The 17179-nt window shown below is 72.7% G+C and carries 17 protein-coding genes and 1 riboswitch; of the genes, 8 read left to right on the top strand and 9 right to left on the bottom strand.

The window, feature by feature from the left end; translation table 11 throughout:
- Nucleotides 1–31: 31 nt before the first annotated feature.
- Both DFP74_RS00470 and DFP74_RS00465 read left to right on the top strand, forming a co-directional pair.
- Entirely contained in the window at nucleotides 32–472 is a 441-nt protein-coding gene (locus DFP74_RS00470; protein ID WP_121179884.1) for a hypothetical protein, read from the top strand.
- Between the two features lie 146 nt (nucleotides 473–618).
- Entirely contained in the window at nucleotides 619–1566 is a 948-nt protein-coding gene (locus tag DFP74_RS00465; protein ID WP_121179883.1) for an ROK family glucokinase, read from the top strand.
- Between the two features lie 89 nt (nucleotides 1567–1655).
- Here the strand turns inward: DFP74_RS00465 and DFP74_RS00460 are convergent, their stop codons facing one another.
- Nucleotides 1656–2492, bottom strand: a complete 837-nt coding sequence (locus tag DFP74_RS00460; protein ID WP_121187937.1) for a 1-acyl-sn-glycerol-3-phosphate acyltransferase — start codon at nucleotides 2490–2492, stop codon at nucleotides 1656–1658.
- Between the two features lie 379 nt (nucleotides 2493–2871).
- Between DFP74_RS00460 and DFP74_RS00455 the strand changes: the two genes are divergently transcribed.
- Genes DFP74_RS00455 through macS form a run of 3 tightly spaced genes read left to right on the top strand, consistent with a single transcriptional unit; the run spans nucleotide 2872 to nucleotide 5615 of the window.
- Nucleotides 2872–3669: a carboxylesterase gene (locus DFP74_RS00455; RefSeq protein WP_121179882.1), complete on the top strand. Its 798-nt coding sequence runs from the start codon at nucleotides 2872–2874 to the stop codon at nucleotides 3667–3669.
- Nucleotides 3666–4493 carry a hypothetical protein gene (locus tag DFP74_RS00450; protein WP_121179881.1) on the top strand — a complete coding sequence of 276 codons (828 nt, stop codon included), beginning with the start codon at nucleotides 3666–3668 and terminating at the stop codon, nucleotides 4491–4493. Before DFP74_RS00455 ends, DFP74_RS00450 begins: the two co-directional genes overlap by 4 nt.
- Before the next feature lie 3 nt (nucleotides 4494–4496).
- Nucleotides 4497–5615, top strand: coding sequence for a MacS family sensor histidine kinase (gene macS / locus DFP74_RS00445; RefSeq protein WP_370013470.1), 1119 nt, complete (start codon nucleotides 4497–4499; stop codon nucleotides 5613–5615).
- A 76-nt stretch (nucleotides 5616–5691) separates the two neighbouring features.
- Here the strand turns inward: macS and DFP74_RS00440 are convergent, their stop codons facing one another.
- On the bottom strand, nucleotides 5692–6267 hold the full coding sequence (locus tag DFP74_RS00440) for a molybdopterin-dependent oxidoreductase (protein WP_199725848.1): 576 nt from the start codon (nucleotides 6265–6267) through the stop codon (nucleotides 5692–5694).
- 395 nt (nucleotides 6268–6662) lie between these two features.
- Between DFP74_RS00440 and aroF the strand changes: the two genes are divergently transcribed.
- On the top strand, nucleotides 6663–7709 hold the full coding sequence (aroF, locus tag DFP74_RS00435) for a 3-deoxy-7-phosphoheptulonate synthase (RefSeq protein WP_121179880.1): 1047 nt from the start codon (nucleotides 6663–6665) through the stop codon (nucleotides 7707–7709).
- 55 nt (nucleotides 7710–7764) lie between these two features.
- On the opposite strand, the gene thiI is transcribed toward aroF, so the two are convergent.
- From thiI to thiO, 7 genes are all read right to left on the bottom strand, one after another.
- Nucleotides 7765–9045, bottom strand: coding sequence for a tRNA uracil 4-sulfurtransferase ThiI (thiI, locus tag DFP74_RS00430; protein WP_121179879.1), 1281 nt, complete (start codon nucleotides 9043–9045; stop codon nucleotides 7765–7767).
- Between the two features lie 143 nt (nucleotides 9046–9188).
- The gene (locus tag DFP74_RS00425; protein ID WP_121179878.1) at nucleotides 9189–10214 is read right to left on the bottom strand and encodes a 6-phosphofructokinase; all 1026 of its coding nucleotides are present in this window, start codon (nucleotides 10212–10214) and stop codon (nucleotides 9189–9191) included.
- Nucleotides 10215–10496: 282 nt separating this feature from the next.
- Nucleotides 10497–11159: a response regulator transcription factor gene (locus DFP74_RS00420; RefSeq protein WP_121179877.1), complete on the bottom strand. Its 663-nt coding sequence runs from the start codon at nucleotides 11157–11159 to the stop codon at nucleotides 10497–10499.
- A gap of 32 nt (nucleotides 11160–11191) precedes the next feature.
- Nucleotides 11192–13231, bottom strand: coding sequence for a Stk1 family PASTA domain-containing Ser/Thr kinase (pknB, locus tag DFP74_RS00415; protein ID WP_121179876.1), 2040 nt, complete (start codon nucleotides 13229–13231; stop codon nucleotides 11192–11194).
- 305 nt (nucleotides 13232–13536) lie between these two features.
- On the bottom strand, nucleotides 13537–14307 hold the full coding sequence (locus tag DFP74_RS00410; RefSeq protein WP_121179875.1) for a thiazole synthase: 771 nt from the start codon (nucleotides 14305–14307) through the stop codon (nucleotides 13537–13539).
- 3 nt (nucleotides 14308–14310) lie between these two features.
- The gene (gene thiS, locus DFP74_RS00405; RefSeq protein WP_121179874.1) at nucleotides 14311–14526 is read right to left on the bottom strand and encodes a sulfur carrier protein ThiS; all 216 of its coding nucleotides are present in this window, start codon (nucleotides 14524–14526) and stop codon (nucleotides 14311–14313) included.
- Nucleotides 14517–15773, bottom strand: a complete 1257-nt coding sequence (thiO, locus tag DFP74_RS00400) for a glycine oxidase ThiO (protein WP_158612948.1) — start codon at nucleotides 15771–15773, stop codon at nucleotides 14517–14519. Before thiO ends, thiS begins: the two co-directional genes overlap by 10 nt.
- Nucleotides 15741–15853, bottom strand: a riboswitch (TPP riboswitch). Its footprint overlaps the gene before it by 33 nt.
- Nucleotides 15854–15919: 66 nt before the next feature.
- On the opposite strand from thiO, the gene DFP74_RS00395 reads away from it, so the two are divergent.
- Both DFP74_RS00395 and thiE read left to right on the top strand, forming a co-directional pair.
- Nucleotides 15920–16297 (top strand): Rv2175c family DNA-binding protein, encoded by a 378-nt coding sequence (locus tag DFP74_RS00395; protein ID WP_199725427.1) that lies wholly within the window; start codon nucleotides 15920–15922, stop codon nucleotides 16295–16297.
- Between the two features lie 137 nt (nucleotides 16298–16434).
- Nucleotides 16435–17109: a thiamine phosphate synthase gene (gene thiE / locus DFP74_RS00390; RefSeq protein ID WP_121179872.1), complete on the top strand. Its 675-nt coding sequence runs from the start codon at nucleotides 16435–16437 to the stop codon at nucleotides 17107–17109.
- Nucleotides 17110–17179 lie beyond the last annotated feature (70 nt).

The following is a 17179-nucleotide window of genomic DNA, read 5'->3' as shown; positions in this document are numbered from 1 at the left end:
GCCAGAGAACGCCGACGAAGGAGGTCCGGAGATGACGGAGAACGATGGTCGCTCGCAGGAGTCGGGGCGGGACGCGAGTCCCGACCTCATCGACGACGCCCTGAAGCTGGTCGACAGCCTGCAGCGCAAGCTGGTCACCGCGGGGGTGCGGCGCGGCGTCAGTGCCGTCACCTCGGCGCCGAGGAAGGGCGACGTGTGGGAGGAGGCCATCCGTCTGGAGACCAAGCCGGAGCGGCCCGCGGTGGAGGAGCTCTTCGCCATCGTGCGCACGTCCGCGCCCGAGGTCGCCGGGCACCTGGGCCGGGCCGGGCTGGCCCTCGCCGGCGCCCTGGGCCGCACGTGGGACGTGGTCGAGCGCTCCCTGGAGCAGACCGGGTCGAACGCCGACCGCGCGTCCGGCGGCGACTCCGCGACCGGGTCGGGCAAGGACGAGCCGCAGGAAGCGAAGCCGCAGGTCACCTCTGGGGAGTAGGTCCCTTCGGACGGGTTCGGATCCTGGGGTGTCTCGGGCCGTCGTGGCCTGGTTTAATCGAGGGGTTTACACCATTTGAAAGACCTCTGCCATGAACCCTGCGGCTTATGTCAGAGTTCGTGCGTAAGTAGGAAGGAACTGCCCCCATGCTGACCATCGGCGTAGACATCGGCGGTACCAAGGTCGCAGCCGGGGTCGTGGACCAGGACGGGCAGATCCTGGACAAGGTCAAGTACCCCACCCCCTCCAACGACCCGGCGGGCCTGGCCGACGTGGTCGCCCGCGCCGTCGACGACCTGCGCTCGCGTCAGCCGGAGCAGGCGTGCCAGGCGGTCGGTGTGGGGGTGGCCGGGTTCGTCGACGAGGACCGCGCCACGGTCCAGGTCGCGGTCAACCTCGGTCTGCGCGACGAACCCCTCAAGGAACGCGTCCAGGCCAGGATCGGCCTCCCGGTGGTGATCGAGAACGACGCCAACGCGGCCGCCTGGGCGGAGGCGCGCTTCGGCGCGGGACGCGGCAGCGACCACCTGATCTGCGTCACCCTGGGCACCGGCATCGGTGGCGGCCTGGTCCTGGACGGTGCCCTCTTCCGCGGCCGCTACGGCGTCGCGGCCGAGATCGGCCACTACCGGATGGTGCCGCACGGGCGCCGCTGCGCCTGCGGCAACCACGGGTGCTGGGAGCAGTACGCCAGCGGACGCGCTCTGGTGGCGGAGGGGCAGGACCTGGCGCGGACCGACCCCAAGGCCGCCGAGCGGATGCTCAAGCTCGCCGACGGCGAGGTGGACCAGGTCGAGGGCCACGTCATCACCCAGGCCGCCCTGGAGGGCGACAGCGCGGCCCTGGAGTGCTTTCGGATCGTCGGTGAGTGGGCCGGACTGGGCCTGGCCGACCTGGCGGCCATCCTGGACCCGGAGTGCTTCGTCCTCGGCGGCGGTGTCTCCGACGCCGGCTCGATCCTGCTGGACCCGGTCCAGGCCTCGTTCGCCCGGCACGTCTCCGGGCGCCCGGGCCGCCGGCTGGCCGAGGTCCGGCTGGCCGAGCTCGGCGGCGAGGCCGGCATCGTCGGAGCCGGCGACCTCGCCCGGCACTGACCCCGCGCCGCACGGCGCCGGCACGAACGAGGGCGCGGCCCCGGTGATCCCACCGGGGCCGCGCCCTCGTTCGTGTGCGGGGAACCGCCTCACTCCCGCGGTTCGGCGTCCTCCGCGCTCTGAGCGGCCTTGCGCTCGGCGCGCATGGCCGCCTTGCGCGCCTTGCGCTCCTCCTTGCGCTTGGCGCGGTCGGAGCGGCGACGGTCCTTGTCGCTGGCGTGCTGCTCGCGGCGGGCCTCCTTGGCCTCGGCCTCCAGCTCCGCCTTGACCGACTGCGCGTAGCGGTCGACGTACTCCTGGCCGGACAGCTCCATCAGCGCGTACATGATCTCGTCGGTGATGGCCCGCAGGACCCGCGGGTCCCGCTCCATGCCGTAGTAGCGCGAGAAGTCCAGCGGCTTGCCGAAGACCACCTTGGGCCGCACGCCCAGCTTCGGGATGGTGCGGCCGGGCGGCATGATCTTCTCCAGGTTGATCATCGCCATCGGCACCACCGGGGCCTTGGCCTCCAGGGCCAGCCGCGCCACGCCCGTGCGGCCGCGGTAGAGCTTGCCGTCGGGGGAGCGGGTGCCCTCGGGGTAGATGCCCAGCAGGTCGCCGCGCTTGAGCACCCGCAGGCCCGTGCGCAGGGCCGCCTCGCTGGCCTTGCCGCCGGAGCGGTCGATCGGGATCTGCCCCACCCCGGTGAAGAACGCCCGGCTGAAGAAGCCCTTCACGCCCGTGCCGGTGAAGTACTCCGACTTGGCCAGGAAGGTGATCTTGCGGGGGAGCGGCAGCGGACCGAAGAAGTGGTCCGAGAAGGAGAGGTGGTTGCTCACCATGATGGCCGGACCGCGCCGGGGCACGTTCTCCACGCCCTCCGCGCGGGGTTGCCACAAAACGGCCAGAATCGGCCCGAGGAACGCCTTGACCACCCAGTAGAACATCGTCCAGTTCACCCCTGCACACGCGGGGAGTCCGCAGGCAGGGCCTGCCCGATTCTCTGTCCCGCTCGGCCGACAACGTCAGAACCGCCCCGGCCACCGACTGTGGGGGAGAGCGCGACTGACATGCGCCATCCTCCCACCGCGCGGGGCCAACTGCCAAAGTGTCCCCCCGGTCCCCGGTCGAGGCCGCGGTGTCCGGTGCCCGCCTGAGGATACCGAGTCGAAGGGGGAACGTTAGTCTGCAGTCATGACAAACACTCTGTCGAACGGCTAGCCTCACGCCTGGGGGCCGGGAACGCGATTCGTGTGCCCCGCTTCCCACCGCCCGCCCGCATCATCCGCGCGACCGCGCGGCGCACGATTTCCTGGGAGCCACCGCGTGAATCCGACCGACGCCACCCCGGTCCTCCCGGGTGCCGAACCCTTCAGCCACGCCGGGTCCAGGACCGGCGTCCTGCTCTGTCACGGATTCACCGGATCGCCCTACTCCATGCGCCCGTGGGGCGAGCACCTGGCCGCGGCCGGGCTCACCGTGGAGGTGCCGCTGCTGCCCGGGCACGGCACGGTGTGGCAGGACATGAACCTCACCGGGTCCGACGACTGGTACGCGCACGTGGAGCGGGCCCTGCTCGACCTGGCGCGGCGGTGCGACCACGTCTACGTGATGGGCCTGTCCATGGGCGGCGCCCTCACGGTCCGGCTGGCGCAGCGCCACCCCGACCTCGTACGCGGCATCGTGCTCGTCAACCCCTCGCTGGTCGTGGAGGACTACAGGCTGCCGCTGATCGCGCCCTTCCGGCGCCTGGCGGCGCGGCTGCTGCCGTCCACCCCGGGACTGACGAGCGACGTCTCCAAGGACGACACGAGCGAGGGCGGCTACGACCGCGTCCCGACCGCGGCCGCGGCGACACTCCCGAAGCTGTGGCGTGCGGTTCAGGAGGGCATGTCCGGTTTGCGGGCGCCGGTTCTGGCCTTCCGGAGCCCTCAGGACCACGTGGTGGGACCCGCGAGTCTGCGTATGCTCGCTCAGAGGGCGGTCAACACGACCGTGGCCATCCACCTGCTGAACGACAGCTACCACGTGGCCACGCTCGACCACGACGCGCCCGCCATCTTCGACGGCAGCCTCGCCTTCGTGCGAGAGCACCGCGAAAGCGGGGAAGGAGCCGACCGATGACTCAACGTCGGGGCAACGGCCTGCTCGCCGATGCCTATGTGCCCCTGATCCTGCTCGCGCCCTCGCACGCGGACCTGATGCTGGACGCGCTGCGCCGCAGCGGGATCGCCGCGTACGCGGTGCCGTTGGAGGAGGACGTCCTGGACCCCGCCGGGGGCAAGGCCGACGACCCGCCCACCGACCACCTCTACGTGGACGCCGAGGAACGCGGTGCCGCCGAACAGGTGCTGGGCGCCGAACTCCCCGGGCTGGGCGAGACGGCCCGGGTGGAGCCGGGCCAGACGGTCGGCGGCGACCTGCTGGACGGCCCGCCGGAGAACGTCGACCCCGACGCCGCTCCCGCCGAGACCGCCGACGAGGACCAGGTGTGGCAGGACCTGGTCGCGCGGTTCTACGACGGTGACGACGGCGCCGAGCGCAGACGGGTGGCCTGGCCCGACGCGGAGAACCTGAGCGTGCCGGACGAGGGCGAGCGCTCCGACACCGGGCGCCTGGGCGGGGACATCCTGGCCGGCCCCGACGACGACGAGGAGGCGGCCGCCGAGCGCGCCCGCCGGGCCGAGGCGGAGCTGGAGGGCCACTACGAGCCGCCGCCCCCGCCGCCCCTGCTCCAGGGGAGCCGGGTGGGCATCGCGGCCTGGTTCGGCCTGCTGAGCGGCCCGGTGGTGCTCTTCGGCTCGGCCTTCCTGGGGATCTCGCTGCCCAACTGGCTGATGTTCGCCGCGGTCGTGGCGTTCCTGACGAGCTTCGTCGTGCTGGTCCTGCGCATGACCGACAGCCGGGCGCCCGGCGACAACGGGCCCGATGACGGGGCGGTGGTCTGAGCCCTGGGCTTCGACGTCCCCCTGTGGCGCGGCATCAGGCTGTACCGCGCCGCCTCACTCCTCTACTCGCTGGTCCTGCTCGTCCAGCACCACGAGCACCTCACGCGCCCCTGGGTGGCGTGGGGCGTCCTGGCGGCCATGGCGGCGTGGACGGTGGTCACCTCCTACGCCTACGTGCGCCCCCGGTGGCGGACGCGGCGCCTGCTGACCGCGGACCTGGCGGTCTCGTTCGGCTGCCTGTTCGCCACGGGCCTCGCGGTCACCCCCTTCTACCTCACGCAGGCCCCGCCCCTGAGCGGCTACTGGTTCGCCGGGGCCGCGCTGTCGGCGGGCGTGATGTGGGGCCGGCGCGGGGCCGCCACGGTGGCCCTGCTCTACGGCTTCGCCGACCTCACCCTCAGGGTCCTCATGGACGCGGCCATCACGGGGGCGACCGCGCGCGGCGTCGTGCTCCTGCTGCTGACCGGTCTGGCCGTGGGCTACATGGCCCGCGTGGCCGAGCGGGCCGAGGAGCGCTTCACCCAGGCGGTGTCGCTGGAGGCCCGTCTGTTCGAGCGCGAGCAGCTGGCCCGGGAGATCCACGACTCGGTGCTGCAGGTCCTGGCCCTGGTCAGCCGCCGCGGCGCCGAGGCCGGCGGGGAGGCGGCCGAGCTCGGCCGGATGGCCGGCGAACAGGAGGTGCGCCTGCGCTCCCTGATCACCGACGGACTGCCCGAACCGCAGGGCGGTCCGGTGGATCTGCGCGAGCTGCTGCGCAGGCAGGAGTCGGTCACCGTCTCCGTCGCCACACCGGCCACACCCGTGCTGCTGCCCGCCCACGCGGCCCACGAGCTCTCCGCGGCCGTCCAGGCCGCCCTGGACAACGTGACCCGTCACTGCCCGCCGGGCACCCGCGCCTGGGTGCTGGTGGAGGACGAGGGCGAGAGCGTGACCGTCTCCGTCCGCGACGACGGGCCGGGCATCCCGGCCGGCCGGCTGGACGCCGCCTGCGCCGAGGGCCGCCTGGGCGTGGCCCGGTCCGTCCAGGGGCGGCTGCGGGACCTGGGCGGCACGGCCGAGTACGTGTCCGGGCCGGACGAGGGCGCGGAGGTCGAGCTGCGCCTGCCCCGCGCCGCCTCCTGACCGGTCTCCGAGACACGGGGGAGGCGGAGGGCGCGGTGCTCCCGGGGGAGCGAGACGCGGCCCACCCGGCGTCCGATCACCCGGTGTCCGAGGCCTCCTGGTGGGCGAAGCGCTGCTCCCGCCACGGGTCGGCGCGGTTGTGGTACCCGCGCTCCTCCCAGAAGCCCCGGCGGTCGGCCGTCATGTACTCGACCGCGCGCAGCCACTTGACGCTCTTCCAGCCGTACAGGTGGGGGACGACCAGGCGGAGCGGGAAGCCGTGCTCGGGGTCCAGCGGCCGGCCGTCGCGCCCCGTGGCCAGCAGCGTGCCCTCGGCCAGGAAGTCGTCCAGGCGCAGGTTGGCGCTGTAGCCGTACTCGCCCCAGGCCATCACGTGCGTGACCTCGGGGGCGGGCGGGGCGATGTCGACCAGGTCCTGGGGCCGCACGCCGTGCCAGGGCACGTCGGGGACGCTGAACCGCATCACGCAGTGGAAGTCGCTGACCGTGTCGGTGCGCGGCACCTGCGCGAACTCGTCCCAGGTCCACCGGTAGGTCCCCAGGGTCTCGGTGGCCCCCATGACACGGAAGTCCCACCGGTGCGGCCGGAAGGTGGGCACGGGCCCGTAGTGCAGGGGCTTGTGCTCGTGGCGTATCGCCTGACCGGGCGGCAGGTGGGCCCGCCGTGTGTCCCCCCGGTGCCCGGTCCGGGCTCCCTCGTGCAAACCGTCCCCTCTCTCAGACGACCGGTCCTCCCGTGCCGTCACTCGGCTCGCCTCCCTCTCCGGGTGGGGGATGGGAGGCTCTGGCCATCCTGCCAGGCGCGAACGAGAGCTAGGTCACTCCCCCCGGGTGTGCGGGCTCTCCCCGGGTGTGCGCTATAGTCACACCCATGCAGCGGAACTTTTGGCGCTTTTATGGCTACCGGCCCTACTCCCCGGTCGCCTGTGAAGCGCTGCGCTGATACAGGACGACTTCGAAGGAGCCCCGGGCCGGACGGCCCGGGGCTCCTTTGCGTTCCGGGCGCCGCCACAGGGCTCAGCCACTCCAACAAGCAGGGACTACCCACATGGTCATCGTGATGGCACCGGACGCCACCCCCGACAACATCGACGATCTGGTCGAGCTCATCGGCTCGGTCGGCGGCGAGGCCTACGTGACGCGCGGCGTGAGCCGCACGATCATCGGCCTGGTGGGGGACGTCGAACGGTTCCAGGACCTCGGCCTGGCCGCCAAGCCCGGTGTCAGCGACGTTCTGCGCATCTCGGCCCCCTACAAGCTCGTCAGCCGCGAGAACCACGACAGCCGCACCGTGGTGAGCGTGCGCGGCGTCCCCATCGGCGGCGACAACATGACCGTGATCGCCGGTCCGTGCGCGGTCGAGACCCCCGAGCAGACCCTGGAGGCGGCGCGGATGGCGCTGACCGCCGGCGCGTCGCTGCTGCGGGGCGGCGCCTACAAGCCGCGGACCTCGCCCTACGCCTTCCAGGGGCTGGGGGAGCAGGGCCTGAAGATCCTCGCGGACGTGCGCGAGGAGACCGGGATGCCCATCGTGACGGAGGTCGTGGACGCGGCCGACGTCGAGCTCGTCGCCTCCTACGCCGACATGCTCCAGGTCGGCACGCGCAACATGCAGAACTTCGCCTTGCTGCAGGCGGTCGGGGACGCGGGCAAGCCCGTCCTGCTCAAGCGCGGCATGAGCGCCACGATCGAGGAGTGGCTGATGGCCGCCGAGTACATCGCTCAGCGCGGCAACCTCGACATCGTCCTGTGCGAGCGCGGCATCCGCACCTTCGAGAAGGCCACCCGCAACACCCTGGACATCAGCGCCGTCCCGGTGGCGCAGAACCTGTCCCACCTGCCGGTGATCGTGGACCCCTCGCACTCCGGGGGCAAGCGCGACCTCGTCCTGCCGCTGTCGCGCGCCGCCATCGCCGTGGGCGCCGACGGGATCATCGTCGACGTGCACCCCACGCCGGAGGAGGCGCTGTGCGACGGTCCCCAGGCGCTGCTGGAGGGCGACCTCGCGGAGCTGCGGGACCTGTCGGCCACCCTGGCCACCCTGAGCGGCCGGACCCTGACGCCCGCCCCGGGCCGGGAGCTCGCCGGACTGTGAACGCGTGAGAGCCGGTGCTCCGCGGCCCCTCGGGGACCTCGGAGCACCGCTCGTCTCAGACGCTCGCCGCGGCGGCCGGAGCCACCCGTGCGGGCGCGGCGTCGCCCAGGAAGCTGGGCTTGTGCAGCTGCGCCGTGGTGACCAGGTGCTCGGCCAGCTCCTCGGCGTCCAGCCGCTTCTCGATCTGGCGCAGGTCGGGGATCTTGGCGGCGGTCTCCACCTGGCGCGGGGTCAGCATCGTGCAGCAGTCCTCGTCGGGCAGCTCCGAGATGGCCAGGGTGCCGATCCGGCGGGCCTGGTCCATGATCTCGGTCTTGTCCATGCCGATGAGCGGCCGCAGGATCGGCAGGTCCACCGCGTCGTCCAGGGCCGTGAGGTTGGTCATCGTCTGGCTCGACACCTGGCCCAGGGCGTCCCCGGTGATCAGGCACTCCGCGCCCAGGTCGTCGGCGAGCGCCTCGGCGGTCTTGAGCATCAGCCGCCGCTGGGCGACGATCTGCAGCCGCTCGATGCCCGAGCTCTTCAGCTGCTGCTGGGCCTTGCCGAAGGGCACCACGAACAAGCGCGAGCCCACCTGGTAGCGGTCGATCTGGCGGACCAGGCTGTAGGCCTTGTAGATGGACTCGGGGCCGGTGAAGGGCATCCCGGAGAAGTGCAGGAAGTCCACCTTCAGCCCGCGCCGGATCATCCGGTGCGCCGCGACCGGCGAGTCGATGCCGCCCGACATCAATACCAGGCCGCGCCCGCTCATCCCGGCCGGCAGACCGCCCTGGCCGGGGATGCCGTCGGTGAACACGAACGCCTCGTCCTTGTCCACCTCGACGTAGAGGGTGTTGTCGGGCCGCTTGAGGTTGACCGGGTACCCGTGGGCCTCGATGATCTTCGAGCCCAGGTGGCCGGCCAGCTCGGACGAGGTCATCCCGAAGCGCTTGTCCCGGCGGCGGGCCCGCACGGCGAACGTGCCGGTGCGGTCGGCCAGGGAGCGCACCGCGATGTCGGTGATGGCGTCCAGGTCCTTGGCCACCCGGCGGACCAGGTGCACCCATACGACGCCCATGACGTTGGCCATGCGGTCGGCGATCTCGGCGATCTCCACGTCGGAGGCCTCGGGCTTGCGGACGATGATGACGCCGGCGCCCCGCTGGGAGAGCCGAATGTCGCCGATGTCACGCACCGACGCCCGGATGTTGTTGTGGAGCCGCCGCTCGAAGAGCTTGCGGTTGGACCCCTTGAGGACGATCTCGCCGAGCTTCATCAGCACGCAGAGCTCGCCCAGTCCGGTGCCGGCTCCGACCTCGGTTGCGGGGAGCGGCGCGGACTCGAGCGACGCTGACATGGTGCTACCTCCGGTGCGTACACGTTGACTGCCGACTCCAGTATCGAACATCCGGGCCACCGCTGCGAACGCCGGGCACGACGGCGCCCCCGTGCCGACGGGAGGCCGGCACGGGGGCGGGAGGTCACAGGGGGAGCGGGGGCCTAGCCGAAGAAGACCTCGGCCTCCTCGTAGCGCTCCACCGGGACGGTCTTGAGGGTGTCGGTGGCCTCCGCGAGGTCCACTCGCACGATGTCGGTGCCCTTGAGGCCGACCATCTTGCCGAACGTGCCGTCGTGCACGGCGTCGATCGCGTGCACGCCCAGCCGGGTGGCGAGCACCCGGTCGAACGCGGAGGGGGTGCCGCCGCGCTGCACGTGCCCGAGCACCACCGAGCGCGCCTCCTTGCCGGTGCGCTTCTCGATCTCGTCGGCCAGGCGCTGACCGATGCCGCCCAGGCGGACGTGGCCGAAGGAGTCGGTCTCTCCGGTCGCCAGCTCCATCTGCCCCTCCATGGGGTGCGCGCCCTCGGCGACCACGATGATGGGCGCGTACTGGGTCTGGAAGCGGCTTTCGACGTGCTTGACGACCTGGTCGATGTCGAAGGGGCGCTCGGGGATGAGGATGACGTTGGCGCCGGCCGCCATGCCCGAGTGCAGCGCGATCCATCCGGCGTGGCGCCCCATGACCTCGACCACGAGGGCGCGGTGGTGCGACTCGGCGGTCGTGTGCAGCCGGTCGATGGCCTCCATCGCGATGTTCACGGCCGTGTCGAAGCCGAACGTGTAGTCGGTCGCGTTGAGGTCGTTGTCGATGGTCTTGGGCACGCCCACGACGTTGACACCGCGGTCGTGCAGCTGACGCGCCACGCCCAGGGTGTCCTCGCCGCCGATGGCCACCAGGGCGTCCACGCCGAGTCCGGCCATGTTGTCCTTGACCCGCTCGACACCGCCCTCGATTTTCATCAGGTTGGTACGCGAGGAGCCCAGGATCGTGCCGCCGCGCGGCAGGATGCCGCGCACCGCCGTGACGTCCAGCGGCATGGTGTCGCCTTCCAGGGGACCGCGCCAGCCGTCCCGGAAGCCCACGAACTCGTAGCCGTAGTCCTTGATCCCCTTGCGGACGACGGCGCGGATGACCGCGTTCAGACCAGGGCAGTCTCCACCGCCGGTCAACACCCCGACTCGCATGCGACATCTCCTCGACGTAGTGTGATTCAGCGCATCGCGCCATATGGTCTAGACCATAGTGGGCGGGGGGAGTCCAGGCCAACCCGGAGGGGCTGGCGATCGCGCGGGCGCGGCCGGTCTAGGCCTTGTTTTTTGCGGCATTCCGGGCTCGCGATCGCCAGGACCGCCTCTCGCTGCGCCTCTGCGCTCGTGCAGCACGACCAGGCTGAACTTCGCACATCGTCTCGCGAGAGACGACCTGACGACCGCGAGCTCACCCGAAAGCCCGCAGAAAAACACCGCCTAGTCGTCAAGTCCCTGGTCGATGGCGTAGCGCACGAGTTCCACCCGGTTGTGCAGGTGGAGCTTGGTGAGCGTGTTCTGCACGTGGTTCTGCACCGTGCGGTGGGAGATCGTCAGCCGTGCCGCGATCTGCTTGTAGGCCAGCCCCTTGGCGACCAGGCGCAGGACCTCGGTCTCGCGCGGGGTGAGCGCGGGGGCGGGGCCCTCCGGCGCTGCGGCCTCCTTCGTCGAGGCCAGTCGGCGGTACTCGCCCAGGACGAGCCCGGCCAGCCCCGGCGTGTAGACCGCCTCTCCGGCGTCCACGCGGCGCACCGCGTCCAGGAGCTCCTCGCGCGCGGCCGACTTCAGCAGGTACCCGGTGGCCCCCGCCTTGACCGCGGCCAAGACGTCGTCGCCCTCGCCGCTGGCGGACAGCACCAGCACGCGCGGCGGTTCGGCCAGGGCCACCAGACTCGACGTCAGCTCCACCCCGGACATGTCCGGCAGGTTCAGGTCGACCACGGCCAGCGTCGGACGCGCGGCCGGCGCGATGCGCAGGGCCTTGGCGCCGTCGCCCGCCGTCCCGACCACCTCCACCCCGGCCTCGCCGAGGTCACGCGCGACCGCGTCGCGCCACATCGGGTGGTCGTCGACCACCAGTACCCGGATCGCGTCCATGCCCATGCGGCCGAGCCTATCGCCGTGGGCGGGCACCGTCAGTCGTCGTCATCGTCGTTGCCGTTCCCGTTCCCGTTCCCGTTGCCGTTGCCGTTGCCGTTCCCATTGCCGTTCCCGTTGCCGTTGCCCTCGAGGTCGCCCAGGTCGAAGCCGCCCGGGGTCGCCGTGATGGTGATCTCGGTGTCCTCGGGCGCGGTCCCGGTGTGCGACTGCGACGCCACGACGCTCCCGCCGAACAGGCGGTCGACCTTGACCTTGAAGCCGGCCTCCTCCAGGATCTCCTTGGCCTCGCCCACGCGCTTGCCGGTGACGTCGGGGATCTCGATCTCCGGCGGACCGGTGGACACCGTGAGCTCGACCTCGCCGCCGGCGCCGACCGTGCTGCCGTTGTCGGGGCTCTGCGTGATCACCACGCCCTCGTCGACCTCCTCGCTCTCCTCCTCGGTGACCGACACGGTCAGACCGAGCTCCTCGAGCGTGCGCTCGGCCTCCTCCAGCTCCTGCCCGGTGACCGCGGGCACCTCGATGCCGCGGCTGATGGTGAGGGTGACGCCCTCCTCGCGGTCGGCCTCGGCGCCGGCCTCGGGGTCGGTGGAGATCACCTCGCCGGGCGCCACGCCCTCGGCGTCGACGGGGTCCTCCACGAGCGTCTCGGGGTCGAAGCCCAGGTCCTCCAGGGCCGCGATGGCGTTGGTGATGTTCTCGCCCTTGAGGTCGGGCATCTCCACTTCCTGCGGCCCCATGGACAGGAACACGCTGACGTCGTCGCCGGGCGAGAGCCGCTCGCCGGCCTTGGGCTCGGTCCGGGCGACCGTGCCCGGCTCCTCGTCGCTGTAGACGGGTTCCTCGACCAGGTCGTAGACCAGTCCGGCGGTGCGGATGTCCTCCCGGGCGGCCTCGGGGCTGGCCCCGACCACCTCGGGCACCGCCTCGTACTGGCCCAGGAAGAACCACCAGCCGGCGGCGATGAGCACGACCGCCAGCGCCGCGGCGCCGACCCCCATCAGGAGGCCGCGGCGGCCTCGGGGGCCGTCGTCGTCGGGGTAGTCGGTGTCCTCGTAGGGGGCGTCGGCGAAGTCGGCGCCGCCCATCTCCACGATCATCGTCGCGTTCTGGGTGCCCGGCCCGGCGCCGCCCGCGATCAGCTGGGGCGCGGTGACGGCGGCCGTCGGCGCGGCTCCGGCGGCCACGGGCGGCAGCGGTCCGGCCGGCGCCGCGGTGTCCTCGGGCAGCCGCCCCAGGACCTCGAGGACCTTGGCGAGGAACTGTCCCGCGTTGCTCGGACGGTACCGGGGGTCGCGCTCGGTGGCCTTGGTCACCAGGGCGTCGACCTCGGGCGGCAGGCCGGGAAGGAAGTGCGACGGGCGCGGGACGTCCTCGGTCACGTGCTGGTAGGCGATCGCGATCGGCGTCTCGCCGGTGTGCGGCTGGCTGCCCGTGAGCAGCTCGTAGAACATGATGCCGGACGCGTACACGTCGCTGCGCGCGTCGGCGGTGCCCTTCTCGATCTGCTCCGGCGCCAGGTAGGCGGCGGTGCCCATGAGCGTCCCGGTCCGGGTCAGGCCCTGGTTGGACTGCTCCACCGCGCGGGCCAGACCGAAGTCGGCCACCTTGACCCGGCCGTCCTCGGTGATCAGGACGTTCTCGGGCTTGACGTCGCGGTGCACCATCCCCGCCTGGTGGGCGGCCCCCAGGGCGGCCAGGACCGGCGCCATCGTGTTCAGGGCGTCCCTGGGCGTGAGCCGGCCGCGCTCCTTGAGCATGTCGCGGAGCGTGCGCCCGGGGACGTACTCCATGGCCAGGAACACGTGGCCCTGGTCCTCGCCCTGGTCGAAGACCTGGACGACGTTGGGGTGCGAGAGCTTGGCGACCGAGTGGGCCTCGTTGATGAAGCGCTGGACGAAGGTCGGGTCCTGCGCCAGGGACGCGTGCATGACCTTGAGCGCGAGCCGTCGGTCCAGGCGGAGGTCGTGGGCGACGTAGACGGTCGCCATCCCACCACCGGCGATCCGGGACTCGACGAAGTAGCGTCGGTCCAGAGTCGAGCCTACGAGCGGGTCGGAAGTCGTCATGTCCACGGCGGAGTGCTGTCCTTGCTGCGGGGAGCGCGGGCGTGTCGCGGCCGGTGGCGCGTACCCGACACAGGGTGTCGAACCGACACGATAGCGGAAGCCCGCGCGGGATCTGCCCCGCGGTCTGCGGTCGTGGCGCCCCGCTTCCGCTGCGCGGGAGGCGATGGCGCCGTTCTCTTCGTCGTCCGCGCCGTGCCCGGATGGGACAGGGCGCATCTGACCACGGTAGGGGACGAGGGCAAGCGTCCGGGTGCGGCCGCCCGTTCCGCCCCCGCCCCCGGGCGAGTCGAAGCGCTTCCGCTCGCCGGGGCCTAGTCGATCCCGGGTGTGGACGCCCGGGCGTAGCGGCGCACCGGGATGCGTCCCGCCAGCCGGGCGGCGCGTCCGGCGCGCACCGCGTCGCGCATCGCCGCGGCCATCAGCACCGGGTCCTGCGCGCGGGTGACGGCCGTGGCCAGCAGCACCGCGTCGCAGCCCAGCTCCATGGCCAGCGCCGCGTCGCTGGCGGTGCCGATCCCGGCGTCGACGATGACGGGCACCCCGGCCCGCTCGACGATCAGCTCCAGGTTGTGCGGGTTGCGGATCCCCAGCCCCGAGCCGATCGGCGCCGCCAGGGGCATGACCGCGGCGCAGCCGATCTGCTCCAGGCGCTGGGCCAGGACCGGGTCGTCGTTGGTGTAGGGCAGGACGGTGAAGCCGTCGTCCACGAGCCGCTCGGCGGCGTCCAACAGCTCCACGGGGTCGGGCAGCAGCGTGTGCTCGTCCGCCACGACCTCCAGCTTCACCCAGTCGGTGTCCAGCGCCTCCCGGCCCAGGCGGGCGGTGCGCACCGCGTCGGCGGCGGTGAAGCAGCCCGCGGTGTTGGGCAGGGGGCGGATCTTGTTGCGGCTCAGGACGTCCCAGACCGACCCCTGTGTGCCCGGGGCGACCCGGCGCATGGCCACGGTCGTGAGCTCGGTGCCGGAGGTGACGAGGGCGTCCTCCAGGACCTCCAGGGAGGGCGCGCCGCCGGTCCCGGTGATGAGTCGGGATCCGAACGCGGTGCCCGCGATGACCAGCGGGTCGTCGATGTGCTCGGTCATGTCTCAGCCTCCCTGGACGGCGGTCAGGACGTCGACGCGGTCGCGGTCGCGCAGGGGGGTTGCGCCCCACGCGGCGCGGCGCACCACCTCGTCGTTGAGGGACACGGCGATGCCGCCGGGGACGGCGCCCTCGGCGGCCCCGGTCAGCTCGCGCACGACCGACTCCACTGTGGTGTCGGCGGTGACGGCACGGGGGGCGCCGTTGATGATCAGTTCCACTGCTCCTCCAGGGTCGTGGTGTGGCCGTGGCCGCTCTCGCCGCGGCCGGGGCCGCCGGGCAGGCGGTCGGCGGCGAAGCGGCGCGCGTGATCGGGAAGCGTGCCGGTGGTGAGGGCCCGGGCCATGACCTCGCCGGTCACCGGGGTCAGCAGGACCCCGTGCCGGAAGTGCCCGGTGGCCAGGTGCAGGCCGGGGACACGGGTGGGGCCCAGGAGGGGTTCGTTGTCGGGCGAGCCGGGCCGCAGGCCCACACAGGCCTCGGTGACCTCCAGTTCGGTCACACCGGGCACGAGCTCGCGCGCGTCGCGCAGGACCTGCCAGAGGCCGCCCGCGGTGAGAGACGTGTCATACCCGAGCTCCTCCTGGGTGGCGCCGACGACCACCTCGCCGTCCGCGCGCGGGACGAAGTAGACGGGAGAGCCCTTGACCAGGCCTCGGACGGTGCGGTGCACGAGCGGCGGCTCGCCGTCGGGCACGCGCATGCGCAGCAGCTGGCCCTTGACCGGCCGGACCGGCGGCACGACGGGTTCGGGGACCGCGATCCGGTCGCTCCAGCACCCCGCGGCCAGGACCACCTGGTCGGCGCACAGGGGCCGCCCGTCGGACAGGCGCACGCCCAGCCGGGCGCCGTCGGGGCCGGGGCGCAGGACCTCCTCGGCCCGGGCCCGGACCTCGGCCGCGCCCGCGCGCGCTCCGGCCGCCTCCAGGGCCCGCAGCAGCAGCCGCGGGTCCACGGAGTGGTCGTCGGGCGCCAGGACGCCGCCGCGTACGGACGGGGCGAGCATCGGCTCCAGGCGCCGGCACTCGCGGCCGGTGAGCCGATGCGCGGTCACGCCCAGGCGCTCTTGCAGGGCGTGCAGGTCGGTGAGCAGCGCCAGGTCGTCGCGGTCGTAGGCGACCAGGAGCGTGCCGGTGGGGCGGTAGCCGACCGTTCGGCCGCTGTCCCGTTCCAGTTCGGTGACGAAGTCGGCGAACATCCCGGCGGAGCGCATCGCGAACTCCATCAGGGGTTCCTCGCCGAACATCGCCTCGGTGGCGGGGGTGAGCATCCCCGCGGCGACGGTGGAGGCGGCGCGGGCGCCGCTCGGGTCGGTGACGGGGTCGGGTTCGACCACGGTGACCGGCAGGCCCAGGCCGGCCGCCCGCCAGGCGGTCACTCGCCCCGCGAGTCCGCCTCCGACCACGACGACGCCGTGCTTCTCGGAATCGGTGGGCATGGTGCTCGGTTCCACTCCCTTCGCCGGCATGATCCGGATCAGGTTCGTGCGGTCGGAGGCTCACAGCCTCCCTCTCAGCCGGGTCCCACCCGGCTCCCGCGGGATGTTCTGTTCTGTCCCCATCCTAGGCCAGAGCGCTCCGAGGGGTCCCGTGGTGGTGCCGTCGGCCCGCGCGGATGTGGCAGATTGGAGGCGTGACACAAAGCGACAGCGACATCGACACCCTGGTCGGCACCTGGCTGACCCTCAAGGAGGCGGCGGCGCCGCTCGGCGTGAGCCCGAACCGGATCAAGACGCTGATCCGGGAGAACCGCCTGATGGGCGTGGTCCGCCGCGGGGAGCTCTCGATCCCGGCCGACTTCATCGACGGCCACGACCTCGTCAAGGGTCTGCCGGGCACCCTGGTGCTGCTGACCGACGCCGGGTTCTCCACGGAGGAGGCCCTGCGGTGGCTCTTCACCCCCGACGAGACCCTGCCCGGCACGCCGATCCAGGCCATGCGGGAGAACCGCGGCACCGAGGTGCGCCGGCGCGCCCAGGGCATGGCGTTCTGATCGGCGCCCGGCCGCGGTGAGTCCGGGGCCGTGGACGAGCACGGCGGAGCCGCCGGCGGGCCCGGGAGAACGATCCGGGGGCACGCCGGTGGCTCCGGCTCTTGGGCGGCGATCCCGCAGCGCCTAGGGTGGGTCGTGTGAGGACCAGCCACGGAACCAGCCTGCGCAAGCGCCTGGACGCATCCCTTCTGTACCTGTGCACCGACGCCCGGACCGAGCGCGGCGATCTCGCGGAGTTCGCCGACGCCGCTCTGGCCGGCGGGGTGGACATCATCCAGCTCCGGGACCGGGATCTGGACGCCCGTCAGGAGATCGCCGCCCTGGAGGTGCTGCGGAGCGCCTGTGAACGGCACGGGGCCATGCTCGCGGTCAACGACCGCGCCGACATCGCCCGCGCCGTGCGCGCCGACGTGCTGCACCTGGGCCAGCGCGACCTGCCCGTGCCCATGGCGCGCGACGTCATCGGCGCCGACCCGGTCATCGGGCGCTCCAACAACGACGCCGAGGCCGCCGCGGCCTCCGCCGAGGAGCCCGGCAGCGACTACTTCTGCGTCGGGCCCACCTGGGCGACGCCCACCAAGCCGGGACGCCCCGCGGCCGGGCTGGAGCTCGTCCGGCGGGCCGCCGCACTGGACACCGACCGCCCCTGGTTCGCCATCGGCGGCATCGACGCCGACAACATCGGCCAGGTGCTCGATGCCGGGGCCCGCCGGGTGGTGGTCGTGCGTGCCATCACCGAGGCCGAGGACCCCCGTGCGGCCGCCGCCGTACTGCGCGCCCGCCTGGTCGAACACGCCCAGACGGACGTCTGACCGCACCCGGCCGCCTCCGAGGACGCGGCCGCCCTCGTGGCCCCGGTCGTCCAGCACCGCTTCGACCGGG

Origin of the sequence: Nocardiopsis sp. Huas11 (assembly GCF_003634495.1) — a bacterium.
Taxonomy (GTDB): Bacteria; Actinomycetota; Actinomycetes; order Streptosporangiales; family Streptosporangiaceae; genus Nocardiopsis.
This window is presented reverse-complemented; position numbering and strand designations above follow the sequence as displayed.

Excerpts from the sequence above, each read along its gene's own strand:
- DFP74_RS00470 (WP_121179884.1), top strand. The coding sequence starts at position 32 with ATGACGGAGAACGATGGTCGCTCGCAGGAGTCGGGGCGGGACGCGAGT.
- DFP74_RS00465 (WP_121179883.1), top strand. The coding sequence starts at position 619 with ATGCTGACCATCGGCGTAGACATCGGCGGTACCAAGGTCGCAGCCGGG.
- DFP74_RS00460 (WP_121187937.1), bottom strand. The coding sequence starts at position 2,492 with ATGTTCTACTGGGTGGTCAAGGCGTTCCTCGGGCCGATTCTGGCCGTT.
- DFP74_RS00450 (WP_121179881.1), top strand. The coding sequence starts at position 3,666 with ATGACTCAACGTCGGGGCAACGGCCTGCTCGCCGATGCCTATGTGCCC.
- aroF (WP_121179880.1), top strand. The coding sequence starts at position 6,663 with ATGGTCATCGTGATGGCACCGGACGCCACCCCCGACAACATCGACGAT.
- thiI (WP_121179879.1), bottom strand. The coding sequence starts at position 9,045 with ATGTCAGCGTCGCTCGAGTCCGCGCCGCTCCCCGCAACCGAGGTCGGA.
- DFP74_RS00425 (WP_121179878.1), bottom strand. The coding sequence starts at position 10,214 with ATGCGAGTCGGGGTGTTGACCGGCGGTGGAGACTGCCCTGGTCTGAAC.
- DFP74_RS00420 (WP_121179877.1), bottom strand. The coding sequence starts at position 11,159 with ATGGGCATGGACGCGATCCGGGTACTGGTGGTCGACGACCACCCGATG.
- DFP74_RS00410 (WP_121179875.1), bottom strand. The coding sequence starts at position 14,307 with ATGACCGAGCACATCGACGACCCGCTGGTCATCGCGGGCACCGCGTTC.
- thiO (WP_158612948.1), bottom strand. The coding sequence starts at position 15,773 with ATGCCGGCGAAGGGAGTGGAACCGAGCACCATGCCCACCGATTCCGAG.
- DFP74_RS00395 (WP_199725427.1), top strand. The coding sequence starts at position 15,920 with ATGTGGCAGATTGGAGGCGTGACACAAAGCGACAGCGACATCGACACC.